Source organism: Metabacillus bambusae, from assembly GCF_017497975.1.
In the GTDB taxonomy this organism is placed as follows: Bacteria; Bacillota; Bacilli; order Bacillales; family Bacillaceae; genus Metabacillus; species Metabacillus bambusae.
The window spans coordinates 260,583-283,617 of sequence record NZ_JAGDEL010000005.1 but is presented as its reverse complement, the minus strand read 5'-3'; the positions used below and the strand labels follow the sequence as shown (position 1 = coordinate 283,617).

The following is a 23,035-nucleotide window of genomic DNA, read 5'->3' as shown; positions in this document are numbered from 1 at the left end:
TCCGATTTGTAAACTTCATGTAAATCACTCTATATTCATATTTTACTAGACCTTTCAAAAAAACCTCACAACTTTATAAAAAACCAAAGTTTTATAGTTCTTATACCCCAATTGTTTTGGAGTAATTTACCTAATGGCGATCCTTTCCTATCTTTTAAAGCGGTTTACAATCGTTACACCCCCTTAATAGTAGATTAAAACTATCAATTTATAATCAATCTTAGAATTTAGTTCTTCTTGGTGGAGGCTCTGATATACTAATTCACAAATTGCATTGTTTTATGTCCTTATCCCAGCAGACATGGCTGTTGCAGCAGATGCAGTGTCTGTTACGTTTTGTTCTGGATCTTCTGGATATGCCATTTGCTGACCAACGAGATATTTATCTAGCTCAGTACGATCAGCAAATTTTGAGTCAGTGCTATCTTGTAAATAACGGTAGGCAGATGTATAAGAAACACCCATTCCATCTCCTATTAGAAAGATGGATGTTTTTAATTTCCGCATCGTTCGACTTTGTTTCTTTCGCTTCAGCAGTCGAAAATGTTGTTCCTTAACTACCAAACGCTACAGTCATCATAACCGCTAATGGTAGTAGCTTCTTTTTAAATTTCTTACTAAACATTAAATAGCAACAAAGTTTGCGAAAACAGCCTTTTTATAAGACGAAATAATCCAATTATTCAAGTGACCTTACTATTTTCTTCATAAAGTTTACATTATAATAGTGGAAAGGAGTGTTTTCATATGACAAATGTACTATTCGTATGCACCGGGAATACATGTAGAAGTCCTATGGCAGAAGCATTGTTAAAACATGCTAAAAACTCTGATCAGCTTGATGTAAAGTCTGCTGGAGTTTTTGCAATAGATGGAAATGATGCATCAACCCATGCAATAGAGGCATTAAGTGAAAAAGGAATACAATGCACTCATCAATCCGCTAGTTTGAGCGAAGAGCTCGTCGAATGGGCAACCATTATCTTAACAATGACAAATAATCATAAGCAATCGGTCATTGACCTCTATCCACATGCAGGTCGAAAAACCTATACTCTTGTAGAATATGTCGCAGAGGACGATGTGGAGAAAAGGGATATTACTGATCCGTTCGGTGGTCCGCTTTATATGTATCGCCAAACATTGGCAGATTTAGAAGATTTGATTAAAAAATTAATAAACAAGCTTGAGCAATAAAATCACGAGGAGAAACAGGATATGAGAAAAGAAAAAAAGTATACATTTAGTTTGCGACTAAAGCTGGTTATTTTTACAACAGTCTTAGCGCTGATTACATATTCGACAAGTGCATTTTTCATACATTTCCTAGTGAATTATGCTGATCACATTGTATCACCACAAATCTTTACGTTGATAACTCTTTTATTAGGTATATTTTGGTCTGGTGTATTAGCATATTTCGGATCAGGATTTCTTACTAGAGCGTTGCAAAAGCTTGAGAGTGTAGCATATAAGGTTGCGGAAGGTCAAATTAATGAGGATGTTCCCGTATCAAAAAGTGACGATGAGATAAGAGGCTTGAGTATAGCATTTAACAAAATGCTGCATAACATGAGAAGCATGGTTCAAAGTATTGACGATAATTTTCATGTAACAAACGAACAAGTAAACCAAATGGCAACTGCCTCAAGCAATGCTTCGATACAGGCTGAAGCTATTTCAATAACAGTTCAAGAAATTTCAAGGGGAGCCGATCAATCTGCTAGTTCGATTCAAGAAACCGCTGCTTCTGTTGAGGATATTATTGAATTTGCTGCACAGGTAGAAGACAAAGCATCTTCTTCTGAGAGAATGTCCAAAGAAATGGTTGCTTCTTTAAATGAAAGTAAACAGGTATATGATTCCCTAATAACGGGTATTCAAAAATTGGCTGAAGAAAACGAAGAATCAATGACAGCAGTTCGTCGATTAGAAGAGCACGCAAACGAGGTTTCAACGATTGTATCTCTAGTAGGAGATATCGCAAATCAAACGAATTTACTAGCATTAAACGCTTCAATAGAGGCAGCAAGGGCTGGAGAGCATGGGAAAGGCTTTGCGGTTGTAGCTGAAGAAGTACGAAAACTAGCTGACGAAAGCGCTAAGGCGGTTAAAGGTATAACAGGATTAATTCAAAACATTCAACAAGAAGTTCAAAATGTCGTAGGGCAAATTGGTGAACAAGTAAAAACAGCAAAATTCCAAGCGGATAAAGGACAAACATCAACAAAAATGTTAGAGGAAACAAGTCAATCAATTTTGGAAGTTGCGAAATCTGTAAATCAAATAAGTGATCTCGTTCATCAACAAATGACCTATCTTCAAAAAACAGGTGCACAGTCTCAGGAGGTAGCAGCCATTGCTGAACAAACGTCTGCTGGTGCACAAGAAGTTGCGGCAGCTATAACAGAGCAATCGGACAACATCGTGCATATAAACCAACTAGGCAAGAATTTAGCTGGAAGTGCTGAAGAGTTAAGGAAAACAATTGATCGTTTTATTAGATAAGCGATAAAATAAAGATAGAAAAAAATAATAAAGTCATATCAACCAACAGGAGGATAAAATGAAGGTAGCAATAGCATCAGATCACGGTGGAATAAATATACGAAAAGAAATCATCTCGTTACTAGAAGAATTGAACATTGAATATGATGATATGGGCTGCGAGTGTGACACCTCGGTTGACTATCCCGATTATGCATTACCAGTTGCTGAAAAGGTAGCAAATGGCGAAGTAGATCGTGGAATCCTTATTTGTGGTACAGGCATTGGCATGAGCATAGCTGCAAACAAAGTCAAGGGCATCCGCTGCGCACTAGTCCATGACATGTTCAGTGCTCAAGCGACTCGAGAGCATAATGACAGCAATGTATTATCAATGGGCGAACGTGTCATAGGGCCTGGTCTTGCAAGGGAAATTGCAAAAATCTGGTTAACAACAGAATACCAAGGTGGGCGTCATGCAACACGGGTTGGAAAAATTAGTGAATATGAAAATGAGCACAACTAAAAAGGATGTCGTATAAACGATGACAAATCTTGAAAAATGGCAGCAAGACCTATCTAATCTTTTGGTAGACTTTAATGCCCAAGCTAATCTGGGAAAAGACGATATCGTGGTAATTGGTTGTAGTACAAGTGAAGTGATTGGTGAAAAAATCGGTACAGCAGGCTCAGAAGAAGTAGCTGAAATGATTTTTCAATCACTATCAAAGTTTAAAGAAACAACAGGTGTGCACCTCGCATTCCAATGCTGTGAGCACTTAAACCGGGCACTAGTGATCGAAAAACCAGTAGCCAAAGTAAATAAATTTGACGAAGTCACAGTCATTCCAGTTAGAAAAGCTGGTGGAGCAATGGCAACGCTCGCCTACCAACACATGGAAAATCCAGTCGTCGTCGAATTTATAAAGGCGGATGCAGGAATTGATATTGGCGATACATTCATAGGCATGCACCTAAAGCATGTCGCAGTCCCATTGCGCAGCAAAATCAAACAAATTGGATCAGCGCATGTAACGATGGCAAAATCACGACCAAAGCTAATTGGCGGCTCAAGAGCTGTGTATGAAGCTACGAAAGAGAATCGTTCATGTCACTAAGAGTAAAGGGATCAACTTATGATAGTTGGTTCCTTTTTTATTTGGAGGAATATTGTACGATTGATGGGGAAAAGAGGTTTCCGCTTGCTATAATCCTAGTGGGTAGAACCACTATGGGCAAAGGATTGAACCACTCTGCACGGTAATTGAACCACAAACAAGAATTATTAAACCAGGTAATATTAATCTTCGCTCAAATCTGAGTGGATCGAACCACAACGCCAAATAATTGAACCATTCTGCTCGAAATCGAACCACAATGCTAAAGAATTGAACCACTCCTCTCAATAATTTAACCACAAACCAGAATTATTGAACCAACTCAAACTTACCACCACTCAAACTTATCTCCGTCCTTATAACTTCGAGGTCAAATTCCTGCTAAGGAACCAAATCATGCAATTACAACACGTCAAACTATAAATAAAATTACAAATATTCACTTATTAAGGTTGACTTTGTGAGAAAAAGTAACGACAATAGGTTGTATCAATTTCTGTCTTTAAAAAAATACTAAAAGAAAATAGTTTGGAAATAGTAAAGGTAGAGTTAATAGTCAAACGAATGTTTTTAACTAAAGTAACTATTAATATTCGTATTTAAGCCTATTGTTCAGCCCAAAAGGCAAAAATATTAAAAATTTTTCAGAAAATCTTTTACAATGCGGCTAATAAACGTGTACAATATAGATGGAAATAGACGTTGAAAAAGCTGTGTCAGATAAAACCATAACTAGTGTTTTAAATGAAGGGAGATTCAAACCAAATGAAACATTTACCAGAACAAGATGCAAAGATATTTGAAGCTATCCAACTTGAACGTACTCGTCAGGAAGCAAAGATTGAATTAATCGCTTCTGAAAACTTTGTTAGTGAAGCAGTCATGGAAGCACAAGGATCAGTTCTTACGAATAAATATGCTGAAGGTTATCCAGGACGCCGTTATTATGGTGGCTGTGAGCATGTTGACGTTGTAGAGGATATTGCAAGAGACCGTGCGAAAGAAATCTTTGGTGCAGAATATGTTAATGTTCAGCCTCACTCAGGTGCTCAAGCGAACATGGGTGTATATTTCACAATTTTAGAGCAAGGTGATACGGTTCTAGGAATGAATTTATCACATGGTGGTCACTTAACACATGGTAGCCCAGTAAACTTTAGTGGAGTTCAATACAACTTCATTGAGTACGGTGTTGATGAAAAAACACACCTAATCAATTATGATGATGTATTAGAAAAAGCAAGAACTCATAAGCCAAAGCTAATTGTTGCGGGTGCTAGTGCTTATCCAAGAGCAATTGACTTTAAAAGATTCCGTGAAATTGCTGATGAAGTAGGCGCATATTTCATGGTGGATATGGCTCATATCGCTGGTTTAGTTGCTGCTGGACTACATCAAAATCCAGTACCATATGCTGATTTTGTTACAACAACAACACATAAAACTCTTCGTGGACCACGTGGTGGTATGATTTTATGTAAAGAGGAATTTGGCAAGAAAATTGACAAATCAATCTTCCCTGGTATCCAAGGTGGACCTCTTATGCATGTTATTGCAGCAAAAGCAGTATCATTTGGTGAAGCTCTTCAAGATGATTTTAAAACATATGCACAAAACATCATTGACAATGCGAAGCGCTTAGCAGAAAAGTTACAATCAGAAGGTCTTACACTAGTTTCTGGTGGTACAGATAATCACCTATTATTAGTAGATGTACGTTCTCTTCAGTTAACTGGTAAAGTTGCAGAGCATGTATTAGACGAAATCGGAGTTACAGTTAATAAAAACACAATTCCTTTTGAAACAGAAAGTCCATTTGTAACAAGTGGTGTTCGTATTGGAACTGCCGCTGTAACAAGCCGTGGCTTTGGTGTAGAGGAAATGGATGAAATCGGAAGCATCATTGCGTTTGCATTGAAAAATCATGAGGACGCAACAAAGCTTGCTGAAGCAAAACAACGTGTAGAAAACTTAACAAGCAAATTCCCTTTATATAGAAACCTGTAATATAATCGACTGGGACTGACTTACAATTTGTAAGTCAGTCCCTGTTTTTTTTATCCAGTCTCGCTCTTCAAGTTAAAATAGCGGTAGAATATTGTCAGTTTTTGTCGAATGGTCGATATCTCTTTGGTTTCGGCTGATATATTTTAATTTCGGTCGATATAACAAGTAAGCTGGACAATATAATGATTAAACCGGACAATAAACTGGGATTTTCAGACAATATGTCATTCTCCACTCTGAAAATGGTGAGAATAAAAAGACTTCAAAAGGTAATTTAAATAGAACTCACTTGAAACTATAATTGATTTTCTGTAAAATCTATTGAAGTGTTAAAAGAAAAGGAGATGATTTGATGGGGAAAGTATACGTGTTTGATCATCCATTAATTCAACATAAACTTACATATATTCGTGATACAAGTACAGGAACAAAGGAATTTCGTGAGCTTGTTGATGAAGTGGCAAGCTTAATGGCGTTTGAAATTACCAGAGACCTTCCGTTAATGGAGGTTGATGTTGAAACACCTGTTTGTACGGCAAAATCTAAGGTGCTTTCAGGGAAAAAACTAGGGATTATCCCGATTTTACGTGCAGGTTTAGGAATGGTTGACGGAATCCTAAAGCTAATCCCAGCTGCAAAGGTTGGACATATTGGCTTATATCGTGACCCAGTAACACTACAACCAGTTGAATACTATGTAAAACTTCCTTCAGATATTGAAGAGCGCGATTTTATTGTTGTTGATCCGATGCTCGCAACAGGCGGATCTGCAGTAGAAGCAATTAATAGCTTGAAAAAGCGTGGTGGAAAAAATATCAAATTCATGTGCTTAATTGCCGCTCCTGAAGGCGTAGAAGTAGTAAAGGAAGCACATCCAGATGTTGATATTTATATTGCAGCTTTAGATGAAAAGCTTAACGATCACGGCTATATTGTCCCTGGATTGGGAGATGCTGGTGACAGACTTTATGGAACGAAATAATATATAGTAGAAAAGGGAGAACCTCATTTAAGGGTTTTCCCTTTTTTTGTACATGTTTTTCTAAATGAGGAACACACTAAAAAGGGAGGTGGAATTAGATGGGAATTATCAAGAAAGGTATTCCTTACATAATTTTATTACTACTAATATCCTTCACTGCCACAACAAATGGTGAAACCTATCCTAAACGACCACCACTTCCTAGTGAGAATCATATAGAAGAACAAACTCAAAGGGTAATGATAGTCGTAAAAAAAGAGCAGTTTCATCAACTTAAAAAGAAAATAAGTGAACAACCGCAATTAACGATCCATCAAACCTACCAAAATGTATTCTATGGATTTTCAATAGAAGGTCCTCACAAAAAGCTGCAAGTGATCCAAGATGATAAGGCTGTGCTTCATTCAAGTGAAGTTGTCTCCTATTTACCACATATAAATGAAAGTGTTCCATTTATTGGAGGGGATGATGTAAGGGGGCTATTTGACAAAAGTGATCACAGACTCACTGGTAAAGGTGTAAAGGTAGCTATCATTGACACAGGAGTCGATTACAACCATCCCGATTTGTATCGAAATTATCGAGGTGGCTATGATTTAATTGACGGTGATAAAGATCCAATGGAAACAATGGCGGCAAATGGTAGTGAAACAATTCATGGCACACATGTGGCTGGTATTATTGCGGCTAATGGTAAATTAAAAGGAATTGCTCCAGAGGCAGATATTATTGCATACAGAGCATTAGGCCCTGGTGGTATGGGAACATCTGATCAAGTGATAGCCGCAATTGAAAGAGCGATTAAAGATAAAGTAGACATAATAAATCTTTCATTGGGTAATAATGTAAATGGTCCTGATTGGCCAACAAGCCTGGCCCTTGATCATGCAGTAGAATCTGGTATTGTGGCTGTAACCTCTAGTGGGAATTCAGGACCAGGAGTATGGACGGTTGGTTCACCTGGTACTTCAGCAAAGGCAATTTCTGTTGGAGCATCCTCACCGCCCCTGCAAATGCCCTACTTAAAAATGTCTGGTGAGAAAGAATTAATCCCAATGAATTCTTTACAAGGAGCAAAACCTTGGGAGCTGAAAGGCTTAGATACGATTGTATTTGGCGGCCTGGGGGAAAAGGAAGATTTAAACGAGACAATGCGAGACAAAATCATTTTAATAAAAAGAGGGAAATTGACCTTTACAGAAAAAGCTCGTAATGCAAAACAGCAAGGAGCCAAAGCAGTTATTATTTATAATAATGTAACAGGAGGTTTTTCTGGTTCTCTAGAAATACCATTAGATATTCCCGTTGTATCGATCTCAAAGGAAGCTGGTTTATTGATAGAAAAGCAGCTTAAACAAAATTCTAGTATCCGTACATTATATAAGAAAGAAGAAGATGAACTAGCTAATTTTAGCTCAAGGGGACCAGTTACAAATACTTGGGCGATAAAACCAGATGTTGTTGCACCAGGAGTTGCTATAGATAGTACCGTTCCCGGTGGATATTTAGCCTTGCAAGGAACAAGTATGTCAGCGCCACATGTAGCGGGTGCCTGTGCGTTAATAAAACAAGCACATCCAGATTGGAGCCCTGAACAAATTAAGGCATCCTTAATGAATACAGCAACACCATTGGAAAATGCTCAACATGAGAAGCTTATGCCGAATGAACAAGGAACAGGTAGAATTAATGTAAAAGCTGCAATTGAAGCAGAGGTACTAGTTTATCCAGGTTCACTTACATTTGGGCAATACTATACGAATCATACCCGAACAAAAGGAGTAAAAAGTCTTACATTTGATAATCAATCAGATCATGAACAAACCATTTATTTTAAAACACCAGTCTATAAGCCAGGTATCCAATGGAATCTCCCTACTAAAGTAACAGTGAAACCAGGAGAAAAAAGAGAGGTTTCGATTAGTCTTGATATAACACCAAACCGTATTAATCCAGGAATCCATCAAGGGTGGATTCAAATCGAACAAGAGGAAAGGCTTATAGAACTTCCTTATATTTTTGTGATTGATGAACCTAATTATCCACGAGTAATGGGATTTGAATTGGCAAATGGTGATCAGCCTGATCTATATAAATACCAAATGTATTTACCGGGTGGGGCTGATGAAATGGGAATTGCTTTATATGATCCAGATACAATGACCTTTGCTGGATTTTTAGACTGGAATAGAAATGTACCTAGAGGAGTTTTTGTCAAAGAGGTAAAGAAAGAGACATTGGAATTAAAAGATGGAATTTACAAAGCAATTATTTTTGCGAAAAAAAGTGGAAAAGAGGACCAGATTGAGGTGGATATTTTACTAGGTGAATAATTCACAAAACTCATTAATGTCAAGAGGGAGACGGGTTGAAATGTGAACGATTTGTGATGTTTCAAATAGTTTGTGAATATTTTAACTTTAAACAGATTGACATCACATATGTGCTATTGTATGCTAAACGAGGGTATAATGATAAGGTTTACAATGTCAATAAAAAACCCAGTTTACAACCTCTAAATCCGTTATAAATCTGGTAGCGAGGATTTATAAAATGCGTCAAAAACAACGCCATCCACTTCATGCGATGGGCCTCATGTCAGCAATCCTTTCCCAATTAGTAGGTTCAGTCTTGATTGGTATTTTTGGAGGAAAATGGATTGACAATTACTTTGAAACAGAACCGCTTTTTTTGATCGTCGGCCTTCTGCTTGGACTAGCTACTGGAGTCTACGGCATGCTTAGATTGGTCCACCACTATTCTTTAGGAGAATAAACATTTCATGTTTGATATGCATCTGATGTTTCGCAGATATCGAAAGTACATATTTTATCTACTAGCCCTCTATGTAATTGGGTGGGGTTTTACGGAATATCAGTCTGTTTTTCTAGGGTTAATCCTAGGAACTTGCATTACTCTGTATAATTTGTGGATCATGGTGAGAAAACATAATCAGTTTGATCGCGCCATTGAAGAAGGAAGAAAAGCGGGATCGTTAGGAACAACATCGCGAATGGCAGCAGCTGGTGTTGCAGTCTTTTTTGCTATTAAGTTTCCTGACTATTTCGATCTAGTTAGTGTCATTATTGGATTAATGACGATGTATATCGTTATTATGATAGATTATGCAATTCAACATTCACGCGCTTAGCTGGGAAGAGAGGTGAATCTATTGGGTCACGAAGCTCCTGTGGTAGAATTTTTAGGACTAAATTTTAATTTATCCAACGTATTAATGATTTCGATTGCTAGTTTGATCGTTTTCATAATCGCATTTGCAGCAACACGCAAATTAGCGATGAAACCAACGGGAATGCAGAACTTTATTGAATGGGTTGTCGATTTTGTAAAAAATATTATCGGCAGTACGATGGATTGGCAAACAGGTGGAAGGTTTTTAACGTTAGGCATGACATTATTAATGTATGTTTTTGTAGCAAATATGTTAGGACTACCATTTGCCATTGTTGTCGGTCATGATTTATGGTGGAAATCCCCTACTGCAGATCCTGCCATCACATTAACACTTGCTATTCTTGTAGTAGCATTATCACATTATTATGGCGTTAAGATGAAAGGTGTATCTGAGTATGGAAAGGACTTCTTCAAACCGATGCCTTTCATGTTCCCACTTAAGATTATTGAAGAATTTGCGAACACATTAACGCTTGGTCTTCGTCTTTACGGGAATATTTACGCAGGTGAAATTTTATTAGGCTTGCTTGTTAGCCTTGCAACAAGCGGATATGTAGAAAGTTTTGGAAGTGGATTTATTGGTACGCTTGTTGCAGCAATTCCAATGTTAGTTTGGCAAGGATTTAGTATCTTTGTTGGTGCAATCCAAGCATTTATCTTCACTATGTTAACAATGGTATATTTGGCACACAAAGTGAGTCATGACCATTAATCAATATATGTTCAATATATTTGAACTAATGTAAAAGTAATACTATTTTTCATACATTTAAAGGAGGAAATTTAACAATGGGTTTATTAGCAGCTGCAATTGCAATTGGTTTAGCGGCACTAGGTGCTGGTATTGGTAACGGTCTAATCGTATCTCGTACAGTAGAGGGTATTGCACGTCAACCTGAAGCGCGTGGAGTATTACAAACAACAATGTTCATCGGGGTAGCATTAGTAGAGGCGATTCCAATCATCGCGGTAGTTATCGCATTTATCGTTATGGGTCAATAATTCGATAAGTAAAAAGTATTAATATGGCGAAGATCATTCAAAGCGAACCTTCGCCTTTCCTTTATGCACAGATACGTAAACTTTTGAATAACAGTAATAGTTTACCTTTTAAACTTTATACAGAATAAAAGGGTTTCGAGGAACGAGTAGTTCGAGGAAGCGAATGAGGAAGCACCGCAGCGTACGACCGTACGTGAGGATGCTGACGAAAGAGCTGACGAAGAAATACGAAGTTCATCGGAAGCCGAACACTATCAACCCATCATGGAACTCTTGAAGGGAGTGAAACCGAGCTATGTTAACGTTTGATTTAGCATTAGGTGCGGCTACTGGCGGCCTTAACACAGGTGATATCGTATTTCAGCTAGTTATGTTCTTAATCCTACTTGCACTTTTAGGTAAATTTGCATTTGGACCAGTTATGAACATAATGAAGCAACGTGAAGAGCATATTGCTAATGAAATTAATAGTTCTGAAGAAAGAAATATTGAAGCACAAAAGCTAGTTGAAGAGCAACGTGATCTATTAAAACAAGCACGTGTGGAAGCTCAAGCTCTAGTGGAAAATGCGAAAAAGCTTGGTGAGCAACAAAAGGAAGATATCATCCAAGCAGCTCGTTCTGAAGCTGGCCGTCTTAAAGATGCAGCATTACAAGAAATCGAGCAAGAGAAAGAGCAAGCAATTGCGGCATTACGCGGGCAGGTTGCATCTTTATCAGTATTAATTGCTTCTAAAGTAATAGAAAAAGAGTTGAATGAACAAGAGCAAGAGAAATTGATCAGCGACTACATCAATGAGGTAGGCGAAGGTCGATGAGCAAAGGGATCGTTGCGAAACGTTATGCAGTAGCTCTTTTTCAACTTGCAAAGGAAAAAAACATAATCGATCAAATCGAAAATGAATTGCTCGTTGTAAAACAAGTATTTACAGCGAATAAAGAACTTATAGATGTCCTTAACCATCCTAAAGTTACAAATGAAACGAAAAAGTCAATTGTAAAAGAATCATTTGCAAGCCTCACACAACAGGTAGTAAATACTCTTTACATTTTAATTGATCGACATCGTTCAGATATTGTAACAGATGTTGTCAATTATTTCGTGCAACATGCAAATGAAGCGCGTGGTACAGAGGATGCAACTGTATACTCTGTTCGTCCACTTACAGATGTTGAATTGACATCAATTTCAACTTCTTTTGCTAAGAAAATTGGCAAGACTTCTCTTCGTTTACAAAACGTTGTTGATAAGAACCTAATAGGTGGCGTAAAGCTACGTATTGGTAATCGTATTTATGATGGCAGTATAAGCAGTAAGCTTGAACGTATAGAACGACAATTAGTCGCAAATAGATTGTAGATAGGGGTGAAACTCATGAGCATCAAAGCTGAAGAAATTAGCGCGCTGATAAAGGCGCAAATTGAGAACTATCAGTCTGATATAAAAGTTAGCGATGTTGGTACTGTCATCCAAGTTGGGGATGGTATCGCTCGTGCTCATGGCCTCGACAATGTCATGGCTGGAGAGCTTGTAGAATTCGCAAACGGCGTTATGGGTATGGCTTTGAACTTAGAGGAAAATAACGTTGGTATCATCATTTTAGGACCTTACACAGACATTCGTGAAGGTGATGAAGTTCGTCGTACAGGACGCATCATGGAGGTTCCTGTAGGTGAAGCATTAATCGGTCGTGTTGTAAACTCATTGGGACAACCAGTTGATGGACTTGGTCCAATTGAAACAACAAAAACAAGACCAATTGAAAGTCCAGCACCTGGTGTTATGGACCGTAAATCTGTTCATGAACCACTTCAAACTGGTATTAAAGCGATCGACGCTCTTGTACCAATTGGTCGTGGACAACGTGAGTTAATCATCGGTGACCGCCAAACTGGTAAAACGGCTGTTGCGATCGACACAATCTTGAATCAAAAAGATCAAGATATGGTTTGTATCTATGTTGCAATTGGCCAAAAGGAATCAACGGTTCGTGGTGTTGTTGAAACATTACGTAAGCATGGTGCATTAGATTACACGATCGTTGTAACTGCTTCTGCATCACAACCAGCTCCTATGTTATTCTTAGCTCCTTATGCTGGGGTAACTATGGGTGAAGAATTCATGTATAACGGCAAGCATGTTCTTGTTGTATATGATGATCTTACAAAACAAGCTTCGGCATACCGTGAGCTTTCATTATTACTTCGTCGTCCTCCAGGTCGTGAAGCATATCCTGGTGACGTTTTCTACTTGCATTCTCGTTTACTCGAGCGTGCAGCAAAATTAAGTGATGCAAAAGGCTCAGGTTCATTAACTGCATTACCTTTCATTGAGACACAAGCAGGTGACGTTTCGGCTTATATCCCAACAAACGTTATTTCAATCACTGATGGACAAATCTTCCTTCAGTCTGACCTCTTCTTCTCTGGCGTACGTCCAGCGATTAATGCAGGCCTATCTGTATCTCGTGTTGGTGGTTCAGCTCAAATTAAAGCGATGAAGAAGGTAGCTGGTACATTACGTCTAGATTTAGCTTCTTATCGTGAACTTGAAGCATTTGCTCAATTCGGTTCTGACCTTGATAAAGCAACCCAAGCGAAATTAAATCGTGGTGCGCGTACTGTTGAAGTACTTAAACAAGGTTTAAACAAACCATTAGCAGTTGAAAAACAAGTAACGATTCTTTATGCATTAACTCGTGGATTCTTAGATGATATCCCAGTTGAAGATATCACTCGCTTTGAAGATGAATTCAATGCATATTTAGATCAAAATAACAAAGCTCTTCTTGAAGAAATTCGCACGACTGGCGGACTTCCTAAAGATGAAGATCTACAAGCAGCAATTCAAGGTTTCAAAAAGACTTTTGCTGTTTCTGAATAATAACCAACCATGTGCGTGTGTGAAGGCTATATAGCTTTCACACAGCATTCTATTTTATAAATTCCGATGATTTTCTAAAAAAGGTGGTGAGAACCTTTGGCATCATTACGCGACATAAAATCAAGAATTACTTCAACAAAAAAGACAAGTCAGATTACAAAAGCAATGGAAATGGTTTCTGCTGCAAAGCTAAACCGTGCAGAAAATAATGCAAAAGCATTTGGGCCTTACATGAATAAAATTCAAGAGGTTGTTGCAAGCATTGCAAATGGTAGTTCTGATGTAAGTCATCCAATGCTAGAAAGCAGACCTGTTAAACGTACTAGTTACTTAGTCATTACGTCAGATCGTGGCTTAGCAGGAGCTTTTAATAGTAGTGTTTTACGTGCTGTTTACCAAACGATTCAAAAACGACATAAATCGAATGATGAATTTGTCGTAATCGCAATCGGTAAAATGGGTCGTGATTTCTTTAAAAAGCGTGGAATGAACGTTATTTCTGAAATCACTGGTATTGGTGATGAAACATCCTTCGCAAACATTAAGGATATTGCGAGTAACGCAGTAAACATGTTCGCAGATGGTACGTTTGATGAGTTATACATGTATTACAACCACTTTGTAAGTCCTATTCAACAAGATGTAACAGAGAAGAAGCTTCTTCCGCTATCGGATATTTCTTCAAGCAATAAATTAACATCATATGAGTTTGAACCAAATCAAGAAGAAATTTTAGAAGTGTTGTTACCACAATATGCTGAAAGTCTCATCTATGGAGCATTACTCGATAGTAAAGCTTCCGAGCATGCAGCTCGTATGACAGCAATGAAAAATGCTACTGACAATGCAAAAGAGCTTATTAATGGACTTACATTGACATACAACCGTGCACGTCAAGCTGCAATTACACAAGAAATTACAGAAATCGTAGGCGGAGCAGCAGCGCTAGAATAGATACGTGATCATTAAGACACTTGAAATTAGTGTCAGTGTCTAGCTCCAGGCGCCATCGGCTCTAGGTTCTAGTCAAATAGGAATTGAAGGTAAAGAACACCTTCTATTCCTATTCGCCTTATGCTTGTCGCCGATAGGCGGGCCTTGCGCTTTTCTTATAAGATAGGAGGGAAAACGATGAATAAAGGACGCATTACTCAAATTTTGGGTCCGGTTGTTGACGTAAAGTTCGAGAGTGGTCAACTTCCAGACATTTATAATGCCCTTACAATTAAAACCGAAGCGAATGATAATGAAGTCGCTATTGACCTTACTTTAGAGGTAGCTCTACATTTAGGTGACGACACAGTACGTACTGTTGCAATGTCATCTACAGATGGACTAGTTCGTGGAACAGAAGTTTCTGATACAGGAGCAGCAATCTCAGTACCTGTTGGAGACATCACGTTAGGTCGTGTATTTAACGTATTAGGAAATAACATCGACTTAGATGAGCCAATTCCTGCAGAATCTCGTCGTGATCCAATCCATAGACAAGCTCCTAAATTCGATCAACTTTCAACTGAGGTTGAAATTTTAGAAACAGGAATTAAAGTTGTAGACTTACTTGCACCATATATTAAAGGTGGTAAGATCGGTCTATTCGGTGGTGCCGGTGTAGGTAAAACCGTATTAATCCAGGAGTTAATTAACAACATCGCACAGGAGCACGGTGGTATTTCTGTATTCGCAGGTGTTGGTGAGCGTACTCGTGAAGGTAATGACCTTTACCATGAGATGACTGACTCTGGAGTTATTAAGAAAACAGCAATGGTATTCGGTCAAATGAATGAGCCACCTGGAGCACGTATGCGTGTTGCTTTAACAGGTCTTACAATGGCTGAATATTTCCGTGATGATCAAGGACAGGACGTTCTTTTCTTCATGGATAACATTTTCCGTTTCACACAAGCAGGTTCAGAGGTTTCTGCCCTACTTGGACGTATGCCATCTGCTGTTGGTTACCAACCAACTTTAGCAACTGAGATGGGTCAATTACAAGAGCGTATCACATCTACTAATGTAGGTTCTGTTACATCTATCCAAGCAATTTACGTTCCAGCCGATGACTACACGGATCCGGCTCCTGCAACGACATTTGCTCACTTAGATGCAACAACAAACTTAGAGCGTAAATTATCTGAAATGGGTATTTACCCTGCGGTGGATCCTCTTGCTTCGACTTCACGTGCTTTATCACCTGAAATCGTTGGAGATGAGCATTACGCTGTAGCAAGACAAGTACAACAAACATTACAACGTTATAAAGAGCTTCAAGATATCATCGCCATTTTAGGTATGGATGAGCTTTCTGAAGAAGATAAGCAAACTGTTGCTCGTGCTCGTCGTGTTCAATTCTTCTTATCTCAAAACTTCCACGTTGCAGAACAATTTACTGGTCAAGCTGGTTCATATGTTCCTGTTAAAGAAACAGTTCGTGGATTTAAAGAGATTCTTGAAGGTAAGTATGATCACCTTCCAGAGGATGCGTTCCGTTTAGTTGGACGTATTGAAGAAGTAATCGAAAGTGCAAAACAAATGGGTGTAGAAGCCTAATTTTGGGACCTAGGAGGGTATGAGTATGAAGACAGTATTAGTCAATGTCGTTACTCCCGATGGCCCAGTTTACGATGCAGACGTAGAAATGGTGAGCGTAAAAGCTCAAAGTGGTGAGCTTGGTATCTTACCAGGTCATATTCCTATGGTTGCTCCACTTGAAATTGGAGCAGTTCGTCTAAAGCAAGGGAGCGGCACTGAACTCGTTGCTGTTAGTGGCGGCTTTATTGAAGTACGACCTGACAAAGTTACGATTTTAGCTCAAGCAGCTGAAAAATCAGAGTCGATTGATGTAACTCGTGCCCAAGCAGCTAAAAAACGTGCTGAAGAGCGTCTAAATCAAAAAACAGATGAAATCGATTTTAAACGTGCTGAATTAGCACTTCGACGTGCGATCAACCGTTTAGATGTAACGAAATAAATAATTAAAAGGATGGTCATAGAGCTTTTGCTCTACGACCATCCTTTTTTTAATAGATAATGAAATTTTTAAAATTGCGCAAGGCTTCAAAATCTTAAGGTTCTAGACGAAAAGGAATTATAGGTTAAATACACATTTTGATAAGCGATCTATTACTTAGCGGTGCTGATCAAGGCACTTACACACATTTGTAATTGGGATATGTCTAACTCATTATTCAGATTTAAACAGACCTCTCTAAATGCGTCAGAATGCGTTTTAAGAGTATTACCTCATCCACTTACTTACAGTGCTTATTCATCCTTAAGAATCGCCTGTAGAACGTCTGACCACTTGCATCCTTGTGTGATAAATAATGGTGAGTAAATAAATTCTGAAAGTGTAAATGATAGCGACCATAGCGAATACCCATTGTGTACTTATGATCAACATGAGAATATTCCTCTACAAACCATTCCGCTTTTTCACTATTTTTTTGGATTACTATCTCACACAAATAAACACTAATCAATTGCTCAAACTCTTCGATGCTTATTTGAAAGTCATAGAATTTATTTGTTTGAAAAAAATGAAAGTATAGTTCCTCAAGATAGTTTAGGCTATCTGGTGAATAATCAAGGAAAAGGTTAACTTCTCTACATATCTCTTCTAAAAGCAAAAGCTGTTCCTTCCGTTGATTATAGTAGTGTGCTTGAGCAGCGTAAAGGTTATCAAAAAATGGTAATTGATCTGCATACTCGAATATCACATCTCGTTGACTATCAAATATTGGCTCCATTTTCTCATCCCTTTTCTATTTGCGTATCCTTGATTAGGAAGCAATAATGTTATACCCGCAAAGTATAACATAGAATGTTGGTCAATAATTCTGTAACAATTTATTCATAATTAAGGAATTTATTGGAGGTCAGACCATAGTAAAATTAAGTAGAACAAAATGTCAGTTTAAATCATGAATTGTAAATTATAACTTAAATACATTAAATTTTTGTTAAAGTAAAAAATCAATCATGTTACACCTTTTTTTATATATAATGTTCAAGGGTATATACCGAGGTTAAAAATGGTTAAAGTGGTTTCATTTCCCTTTTTTATAGGTAAATATGAGCTTGTTTTTTTAAAAAAATGAGGTATGATTTAAGTTGCTTTGTGTCTTTATGATTGTAAAATGGAGGGATGAACGGAATGCCCGACTATGGCCAAATGGCTTTAATAAGTATGATTGTAAATCTTGGCTTTATGGCTATAACCTGGTGGTCTTTACAAGCATTGAACATCGAGAAATGGATGAAATCGGGCAAAGTAATACAAGCAAGAGCACTTTTAATACTATTAACAATTGCAATAGGATCTATGGTTAGTAATTTTTTCCTGGATTACTTGTTATGGTCTCAAGCATTGCCTATGTTATTTTAATCAAGGCAATCGATTGAAACACAATGGCAAAAGCTATTCCTATTAGTGTTTATAGGCTTTTTGATCAGGGTATACACGCTACATACAACCCTATAGCGTATTAACGTGAAGATCTAAAAAAGGTGTTTGCATACGATAAACAATTTTTCTTATTCCGTGGCTAAATTTTGTCTAATATTGACGACTATTTCCACGTATGTCTACTTCTAATCCGGTAACAATGTTACTAAGGAGAGGAAGTGATCGTATATGAGAAAAAAAGAAATAGCAATTGTGGCTTTTACAACAATGTTTATTGTGTTTACATTGGTGACTAATCATATAGGAGCAGAAGGAAATGAGGCAAAGATTTCACATATTGCTGAAGTAATGCTTAATCAGAACGTACAAATTGATAAGTGGTCCTTGTATTCCAAAAAGATTGTCGATAAAAAGTCAATTACTGAAGTGAAACAATTTGTAGACCAGCATCGTCAATATAATTGGGCGTATGAGCAAGACAATGAAGTGTCTAAAGCAATCGGTGTTTATGTGAATGAAAAGGAAAACGTAACTGAGAAGCTTCAATTAGTAACAACCCTCACAAACAATCAATCACAATCGTATATCCTCTATGAGGTCATTGGTGAAGGTAAGCAATCAAACTGGAACAAGGTTAATGAATATTTTACCAAACAGTCATTCGACATTTTTCGCGAAAATGTTACAACTTTTGCTTGTGTAGAAGGATTACTTGATGATAAGATGAAAGTTAGTTTGTACGAAAAATCTATTGAAGTGTTAAAAGAATTTGACGCTAGTCCTGTTGAAAAACTTCAGGAACCAGATTTTATTTCTGTATCAGGAAAAACCTCATTATGGGAAGACTTTATTCCAACAAACAACGATGAAATGAACATACAAATTGCAATGAGAACGGACGGAATGGGCGATAATACTACACTTGTAATAGGAACACCAATCATTACGTCTGAATATTAATATAGAGAAATTGGGACGCGGAGGGGAATACTTTGGAAAAAATCATCGTCCGCGGCGGTCAAAAGTTAAACGGTACCGTGAAAGTTGAAGGAGCAAAAAACGCCGTTTTACCAGTTATCGCTGCATCTTTGTTAGCTAGTGAAGAAAAAAGTATCATCAGTGACGTACCTACGCTCTCCGATGTGTATACAATTAATGAAGTTCTGCGATATTTAGGCGCAGATGTCCATTTTGAAAATAATCAAGTGATTGTAGATGCATCAAAGGAGCTTACGACAGAAGCACCATTTGAATATGTAAGAAAAATGCGTGCTTCAGTATTAGTAATGGGAGCACTATTAGCTCGTAATGGTCGTGCACGTGTTGCATTACCAGGTGGATGCGCAATTGGTTCACGACCAATTGATCAGCATTTAAAAGGTTTTGAAGCAATGGGAGCAACGATCAAAGTAGGAAACGGCTTTATAGAAGCAGAAGTTAACGGAAAACTTAAAGGTGCGCGCGTTTACCTTGATTTCCCAAGTGTTGGAGCTACTGAAAATATCATTATGGCTGCTGCTCTTGCAGAAGGAACAACAGTAATTGAAAACTGTGCTAAAGAACCTGAAATTGTAGATTTAGCGAATTACATCAATGCAATGGGTGGAATCATTCGCGGTGCAGGTACAGGGACAATCCGTATCGAAGGTGTTGCATATCTAAAAGGTGCACACCATACAATTATTCCTGACCGTATTGAAGCAGGAACATTTATGGTTGCTGCTGCTATTACTGGAGGAAATGTACTAGTTCGAGGAGCAGTGCCTGAACATTTAACATCTCTTGTTGCTAAAATGGAAGAAATGGGAGTTAAAATTTTAGAAGAAGAAGATGGTCTACGAGTAATTGGACCAGAAAAGTTAAAATCAATCGACATCAAAACAATGCCACATCCTGGATTCCCAACAGATATGCAATCACAAATGATGGCACTCCTTTTACAAGCAGATGGCACTAGTATGATCACTGAAACAGTTTTTGAAAATCGTTTCATGCATGTTGAAGAATTCCGTCGCATGAATGGAGATATTAAAATTGAAGGACGTTCTGTCATCATCAATGGTCCTGTTGGATTACAGGGAGCAGAAGTTGCGGCTACAGACTTACGTGCAGGTGCAGCACTTATCCTTGCAGGCTTATGTGCTGAGGGACATACACGCGTAACAGAGCTTAAACATCTAGACAGAGGTTATGTAGACTTCCACACGAAACTTGCGTCAATCGGTGCTGACATCGAACGTGTGAAAGAAGAAATACCAACAACATCTGATCAGCAAGCAGCTGTATCAGACTAATCATATGCCTTCATAAAAGAAGCAGGAGCCTTAAACGGAAACCTGCTTCTTTTAATTTTGTCTCAGGAACGTTCTTTTCACGACTTTACTAGAATACCTATATTACTTGGAGTTTATACATGAAAATGAGAAAAAGTTGAGATATTTGGAGAAGGCGCAACGTAAGGTCAAAAGACGTGGAAGGTATTGAATTTGCGCAGTGAAAGGGGAAAGACGAGACAAGGTGCCAAATTGACGTAACATAGTGCCAAAACGACGAGACAGAGCATAGAATTGACGTAATAAAAGGGAAAGACAAAGTTTCAAATTAACGAGACATTGTGCCAAAACGACAAGATTGTTCAAAGAATTGACGTTATAAAAGGAAAAGACAAGACAAAGTACCGAATTGACGAGATAAAGTTTCAAATTGACTGAACAAAGTGCCAAAATGACGAGACAGGACGAAGAATTGACGTAATAAAAAGGAAAGATGAGACAAAGTACCGAATTGACGAGACAAAGTTTCAAAAAGACGTGACATAATACCAAAACGACGAAACAAGACAAAGCATTGACGCAACAAGCCAATATTTTGACGCAACCTCTAAAGTCTATTACAAGCCTAGCCCTTCACAAAAAGGTTACATAACACAAAAAAACCCAATCTAAACACTTAAAAAATATCTCACCCTACTCCCTTGTCCATCCACCGTAAAATAATGTGTTGTCCAAGTTTTTTCCTGTCATAATTGCTTGTCCATGCCCATAAGATGAACTATAGATAAACAGTCATCAACTCAACCTAAATCTTATTGGAGGCCTTAAAACATGAAATCAATGAAACCAGTTCTCTTTGCATTTGGCGCATTATTCATTATTATTCTCCTTATTCCAACTCTACTAGTTACTCCGTTTATGGATCAATCCAAAGGGAAATTAGGTAAAGAGCTTTCAGTTGCTAAAAGTGATGCACCGGTATTGGCGGAATCCCCAGTTGCAGTTCCTGTTTATAGAAGTCAAACGAAAAAAATTGAAAATATTCCGTTAGAAGAGTATGTCATCGGGGTAGTTGCTTCTGAAATGCCAGCAGAGTTTGAAACAGAAGCTTTGAAGGCTCAAGCGTTAGCAGCTAGAACGTATATTACGAAGCAATTAATGAATGATCAAACTTTAAGCGCACCAGAAGGATCTATTGTAACAGATACACAAATGCACCAGGTATATAAAAATCCTCAAGAGTTAAAAAGTCTATGGGGAGACGACTATACATGGAAATTGGAGAAAATAACAGAAGCCGTTGCTGCAACACAAGGGAAAGTTCTTACATATGAAAATCAACCAATCGATGCTCTATTCTTTTCAACAAGCAATGGATACACGGAAAATTCTGAAGCATATTGGACAGAAGCCATTCCTTATTTAAAAAGTGTTGAAAGTACGTGGGATGAGGATTCACCAAAATTCTACGATCAAAAAGTTATTTCCATTGAAGAATTTGAAAACAAATTGGGAGTTAATATAAATAATAATGGGTCAGTTGGAAAAATAACCGGACTGACACCTGGGAAGCGCGTAGCAACAGTTGAGGTAGGTGGCAAAGAGTTTAGTGGTAAACAAGTGAGAGAAAAGCTTGAGTTAAAATCATCTGATTTCACATGGGAAATGAAAGGTGATTCGGTGGTAATTGAAACGAAGGGCTTTGGACATGGAGTTGGCATGAGTCAGTATGGAGCAAACTTTATGGCCGAAGACGGTAAAAAATATAATGATATTGTATCCTACTATTATCAAGGAACAAAAATTTCTGCAGCAGAACCATTTTTAACGAAATATACTGCAAAAAATTAATAGTCTTGATGAAAAAGCAGTCAAAAAATAGTAAACCTATTTTGACTGCTTTTTAACTATGTTTTACGAATACAAATTCACCGTTTCACACAATCGATAAAGTTTATGCAGACCAAATAATTGTTGCTGATTACGTTTATTCAAATTTTTATGAGTCTCAAGAACAATCATTTTTAAACCTTGAAAGTCGTGTTTTTTCAAATTTTTAATGTCTTGTTTTAATTGAATAATTTCATGAGAATAAACAGAGTTTTGAGTTGTTTTCATTAACATGATTTTTATCAATTCAAACATGTCATATAGACGATAGTTGTTTTCCTCATTTCTTATCGAATGGACTAAGCCCTCGCTTTCCCAGTAGCGCAGAGTTGTCGTAGTGACTTTAGTTTCTTCTGATACCTCCCCAATTGTTAAGTGTTTTTCAAAGATCTGTTCGTCCGCAGATTTTTCTATTAACCTCATTGCTTTTTCAGTAAATACTTTGTCCTCATAATTGTTTACTTGAGCTTTATTTAAAATCCAGAGAGCGGAGTTCAATTCTTTTAATTGAATCTTTTTTAAAACATCTGTTGTTATGTCCATTCCAAATCCTGGTGACATCGCGGCAATACATTCAAAATAGGCGACATGTTCTTTTGTGTAGATACGATAACCAGTTGATAATCTTTGAGGAGGAGGGACAAGTCCACGGGCTTCGTAATTTCTTAAAGAGCTTGTACTAATCTTAAGCCGCTTTGCAATATCAATCGGTCTTATTTTATCTTGCATGCTAGATTCACCACATTTATAAGGTTTTTAATTGAATTTCCTATTTAATCAATGTTTATTT

23 protein-coding genes and 1 pseudogene are annotated in these 23,035 nt (G+C 37.6%); 21 read left to right on the top strand and 3 right to left on the bottom strand.

Annotation, left to right across the window (positions count from 1 at the left end; genetic code table 11):
• Positions 1 to 282: 282 nt before the first annotated feature.
• Positions 283 to 625: pseudogene (locus tag I7822_RS09815) on the bottom strand (alkaline phosphatase); the annotation flags it as partial.
• A 122-nt stretch (positions 626 to 747) separates the two neighbouring features.
• On the opposite strand from I7822_RS09815, the gene I7822_RS09810 reads away from it, so the two are divergent.
• The 17 genes from I7822_RS09810 (at position 748) to I7822_RS09730 (ending at position 16,645) form a co-directional block, all read left to right on the top strand.
• Complete coding sequence (locus I7822_RS09810) at positions 748 to 1,197, top strand: low molecular weight protein arginine phosphatase (protein ID WP_207977435.1); 450 nt, start codon at positions 748 to 750, stop codon at positions 1,195 to 1,197.
• A gap of 21 nt (positions 1,198 to 1,218) precedes the next feature.
• Entirely contained in the window at positions 1,219 to 2,508 is a 1,290-nt protein-coding gene (locus tag I7822_RS09805; RefSeq protein WP_207977433.1) for a methyl-accepting chemotaxis protein, read from the top strand.
• A gap of 58 nt (positions 2,509 to 2,566) precedes the next feature.
• Positions 2,567 to 3,013, top strand: coding sequence for a ribose 5-phosphate isomerase B (gene rpiB, locus I7822_RS09800; RefSeq protein ID WP_207977431.1), 447 nt, complete (start codon positions 2,567 to 2,569; stop codon positions 3,011 to 3,013).
• A gap of 19 nt (positions 3,014 to 3,032) precedes the next feature.
• The gene (locus I7822_RS09795; RefSeq protein ID WP_207977429.1) at positions 3,033 to 3,605 is read left to right on the top strand and encodes a TIGR01440 family protein; all 573 of its coding nucleotides are present in this window, start codon (positions 3,033 to 3,035) and stop codon (positions 3,603 to 3,605) included.
• A gap of 765 nt (positions 3,606 to 4,370) precedes the next feature.
• Entirely contained in the window at positions 4,371 to 5,612 is a 1,242-nt protein-coding gene (gene glyA / locus I7822_RS09790) for a serine hydroxymethyltransferase (RefSeq protein ID WP_207977427.1), read from the top strand.
• A 352-nt stretch (positions 5,613 to 5,964) separates the two neighbouring features.
• A complete protein-coding gene (upp, locus tag I7822_RS09785; protein WP_207977426.1) occupies positions 5,965 to 6,594 on the top strand; it encodes a uracil phosphoribosyltransferase in 630 nt (209 codons plus the stop codon).
• Positions 6,595 to 6,692: 98 nt separating this feature from the next.
• On the top strand, positions 6,693 to 8,927 hold the full coding sequence (locus I7822_RS30215; protein WP_207977423.1) for a S8 family serine peptidase: 2,235 nt from the start codon (positions 6,693 to 6,695) through the stop codon (positions 8,925 to 8,927).
• 220 nt (positions 8,928 to 9,147) lie between these two features.
• Positions 9,148 to 9,369: an AtpZ/AtpI family protein gene (locus I7822_RS09775; protein WP_207977421.1), complete on the top strand. Its 222-nt coding sequence runs from the start codon at positions 9,148 to 9,150 to the stop codon at positions 9,367 to 9,369.
• Positions 9,370 to 9,376: 7 nt separating this feature from the next.
• Positions 9,377 to 9,745: an ATP synthase subunit I gene (locus tag I7822_RS09770; RefSeq protein WP_207977419.1), complete on the top strand. Its 369-nt coding sequence runs from the start codon at positions 9,377 to 9,379 to the stop codon at positions 9,743 to 9,745.
• Between the two features lie 21 nt (positions 9,746 to 9,766).
• Positions 9,767 to 10,501: a F0F1 ATP synthase subunit A gene (gene atpB, locus I7822_RS09765; RefSeq protein WP_207977417.1), complete on the top strand. Its 735-nt coding sequence runs from the start codon at positions 9,767 to 9,769 to the stop codon at positions 10,499 to 10,501.
• A gap of 77 nt (positions 10,502 to 10,578) precedes the next feature.
• Entirely contained in the window at positions 10,579 to 10,791 is a 213-nt protein-coding gene (gene atpE, locus I7822_RS09760) for a F0F1 ATP synthase subunit C (RefSeq protein ID WP_066230901.1), read from the top strand.
• A gap of 295 nt (positions 10,792 to 11,086) precedes the next feature.
• The gene (atpF, locus tag I7822_RS09755) at positions 11,087 to 11,608 is read left to right on the top strand and encodes a F0F1 ATP synthase subunit B (protein WP_207977415.1); all 522 of its coding nucleotides are present in this window, start codon (positions 11,087 to 11,089) and stop codon (positions 11,606 to 11,608) included.
• Positions 11,605 to 12,150, top strand: a complete 546-nt coding sequence (locus I7822_RS09750) for a F0F1 ATP synthase subunit delta (protein ID WP_207977413.1) — start codon at positions 11,605 to 11,607, stop codon at positions 12,148 to 12,150. The genes atpF and I7822_RS09750 overlap by 4 nt, the downstream gene beginning before the upstream one ends.
• A gap of 15 nt (positions 12,151 to 12,165) precedes the next feature.
• Positions 12,166 to 13,674 (top strand): F0F1 ATP synthase subunit alpha, encoded by a 1,509-nt coding sequence (gene atpA / locus I7822_RS09745; protein WP_207977411.1) that lies wholly within the window; start codon positions 12,166 to 12,168, stop codon positions 13,672 to 13,674.
• A 96-nt stretch (positions 13,675 to 13,770) separates the two neighbouring features.
• Entirely contained in the window at positions 13,771 to 14,628 is an 858-nt protein-coding gene (locus I7822_RS09740) for a F0F1 ATP synthase subunit gamma (RefSeq protein WP_207977409.1), read from the top strand.
• A gap of 177 nt (positions 14,629 to 14,805) precedes the next feature.
• A complete protein-coding gene (atpD, locus tag I7822_RS09735; RefSeq protein WP_207977407.1) occupies positions 14,806 to 16,224 on the top strand; it encodes a F0F1 ATP synthase subunit beta in 1,419 nt (472 codons plus the stop codon).
• 25 nt (positions 16,225 to 16,249) lie between these two features.
• Complete coding sequence (locus tag I7822_RS09730) at positions 16,250 to 16,645, top strand: F0F1 ATP synthase subunit epsilon (protein WP_207977405.1); 396 nt, start codon at positions 16,250 to 16,252, stop codon at positions 16,643 to 16,645.
• A gap of 280 nt (positions 16,646 to 16,925) precedes the next feature.
• Here I7822_RS09730 and I7822_RS09725 read toward each other — a convergent pair whose 3' ends face one another.
• Positions 16,926 to 17,423, bottom strand: a complete 498-nt coding sequence (locus I7822_RS09725; RefSeq protein ID WP_207977404.1) for a YwmA family protein — start codon at positions 17,421 to 17,423, stop codon at positions 16,926 to 16,928.
• A 407-nt stretch (positions 17,424 to 17,830) separates the two neighbouring features.
• On the opposite strand from I7822_RS09725, the gene I7822_RS09720 reads away from it, so the two are divergent.
• The 4 genes from I7822_RS09720 (at position 17,831) to spoIID (ending at position 22,206) form a co-directional block, all read left to right on the top strand.
• Positions 17,831 to 18,061: a DUF1146 family protein gene (locus I7822_RS09720; RefSeq protein ID WP_207977402.1), complete on the top strand. Its 231-nt coding sequence runs from the start codon at positions 17,831 to 17,833 to the stop codon at positions 18,059 to 18,061.
• 249 nt (positions 18,062 to 18,310) lie between these two features.
• A complete protein-coding gene (locus I7822_RS09715) occupies positions 18,311 to 19,042 on the top strand; it encodes a YwmB family TATA-box binding protein (protein WP_207977400.1) in 732 nt (243 codons plus the stop codon).
• A 32-nt stretch (positions 19,043 to 19,074) separates the two neighbouring features.
• The gene (gene murA / locus I7822_RS09710) at positions 19,075 to 20,376 is read left to right on the top strand and encodes a UDP-N-acetylglucosamine 1-carboxyvinyltransferase (protein ID WP_207977398.1); all 1,302 of its coding nucleotides are present in this window, start codon (positions 19,075 to 19,077) and stop codon (positions 20,374 to 20,376) included.
• Between the two features lie 819 nt (positions 20,377 to 21,195).
• The gene (spoIID, locus tag I7822_RS09705; RefSeq protein WP_372442137.1) at positions 21,196 to 22,206 is read left to right on the top strand and encodes a stage II sporulation protein D; all 1,011 of its coding nucleotides are present in this window, start codon (positions 21,196 to 21,198) and stop codon (positions 22,204 to 22,206) included.
• Positions 22,207 to 22,269: 63 nt separating this feature from the next.
• Here spoIID and I7822_RS09700 read toward each other — a convergent pair whose 3' ends face one another.
• The gene (locus I7822_RS09700) at positions 22,270 to 22,974 is read right to left on the bottom strand and encodes a MerR family DNA-binding transcriptional regulator (RefSeq protein WP_207977394.1); all 705 of its coding nucleotides are present in this window, start codon (positions 22,972 to 22,974) and stop codon (positions 22,270 to 22,272) included.
• Positions 22,975 to 23,035 lie beyond the last annotated feature (61 nt).

Excerpts from the sequence above, each read along its gene's own strand:
- I7822_RS09810 (WP_207977435.1), top strand. The coding sequence starts at position 748 with ATGACAAATGTACTATTCGTATGCACCGGGAATACATGTAGAAGTCCT.
- I7822_RS09805 (WP_207977433.1), top strand. The coding sequence starts at position 1,219 with ATGAGAAAAGAAAAAAAGTATACATTTAGTTTGCGACTAAAGCTGGTT.
- rpiB (WP_207977431.1), top strand. The coding sequence starts at position 2,567 with ATGAAGGTAGCAATAGCATCAGATCACGGTGGAATAAATATACGAAAA.
- I7822_RS09795 (WP_207977429.1), top strand. The coding sequence starts at position 3,033 with ATGACAAATCTTGAAAAATGGCAGCAAGACCTATCTAATCTTTTGGTA.
- glyA (WP_207977427.1), top strand. The coding sequence starts at position 4,371 with ATGAAACATTTACCAGAACAAGATGCAAAGATATTTGAAGCTATCCAA.
- upp (WP_207977426.1), top strand. The coding sequence starts at position 5,965 with ATGGGGAAAGTATACGTGTTTGATCATCCATTAATTCAACATAAACTT.
- I7822_RS30215 (WP_207977423.1), top strand. The coding sequence starts at position 6,693 with ATGGGAATTATCAAGAAAGGTATTCCTTACATAATTTTATTACTACTA.
- I7822_RS09775 (WP_207977421.1), top strand. The coding sequence starts at position 9,148 with ATGCGTCAAAAACAACGCCATCCACTTCATGCGATGGGCCTCATGTCA.
- I7822_RS09770 (WP_207977419.1), top strand. The coding sequence starts at position 9,377 with ATGTTTGATATGCATCTGATGTTTCGCAGATATCGAAAGTACATATTT.
- atpE (WP_066230901.1), top strand. The coding sequence starts at position 10,579 with ATGGGTTTATTAGCAGCTGCAATTGCAATTGGTTTAGCGGCACTAGGT.
- atpF (WP_207977415.1), top strand. The coding sequence starts at position 11,087 with ATGTTAACGTTTGATTTAGCATTAGGTGCGGCTACTGGCGGCCTTAAC.
- I7822_RS09750 (WP_207977413.1), top strand. The coding sequence starts at position 11,605 with ATGAGCAAAGGGATCGTTGCGAAACGTTATGCAGTAGCTCTTTTTCAA.
- atpA (WP_207977411.1), top strand. The coding sequence starts at position 12,166 with ATGAGCATCAAAGCTGAAGAAATTAGCGCGCTGATAAAGGCGCAAATT.
- atpD (WP_207977407.1), top strand. The coding sequence starts at position 14,806 with ATGAATAAAGGACGCATTACTCAAATTTTGGGTCCGGTTGTTGACGTA.
- I7822_RS09730 (WP_207977405.1), top strand. The coding sequence starts at position 16,250 with ATGAAGACAGTATTAGTCAATGTCGTTACTCCCGATGGCCCAGTTTAC.
- I7822_RS09725 (WP_207977404.1), bottom strand. The coding sequence starts at position 17,423 with ATGGAGCCAATATTTGATAGTCAACGAGATGTGATATTCGAGTATGCA.
- I7822_RS09720 (WP_207977402.1), top strand. The coding sequence starts at position 17,831 with ATGCCCGACTATGGCCAAATGGCTTTAATAAGTATGATTGTAAATCTT.
- I7822_RS09715 (WP_207977400.1), top strand. The coding sequence starts at position 18,311 with ATGAGAAAAAAAGAAATAGCAATTGTGGCTTTTACAACAATGTTTATT.
- spoIID (WP_372442137.1), top strand. The coding sequence starts at position 21,196 with ATGAAACCAGTTCTCTTTGCATTTGGCGCATTATTCATTATTATTCTC.
- I7822_RS09700 (WP_207977394.1), bottom strand. The coding sequence starts at position 22,974 with ATGCAAGATAAAATAAGACCGATTGATATTGCAAAGCGGCTTAAGATT.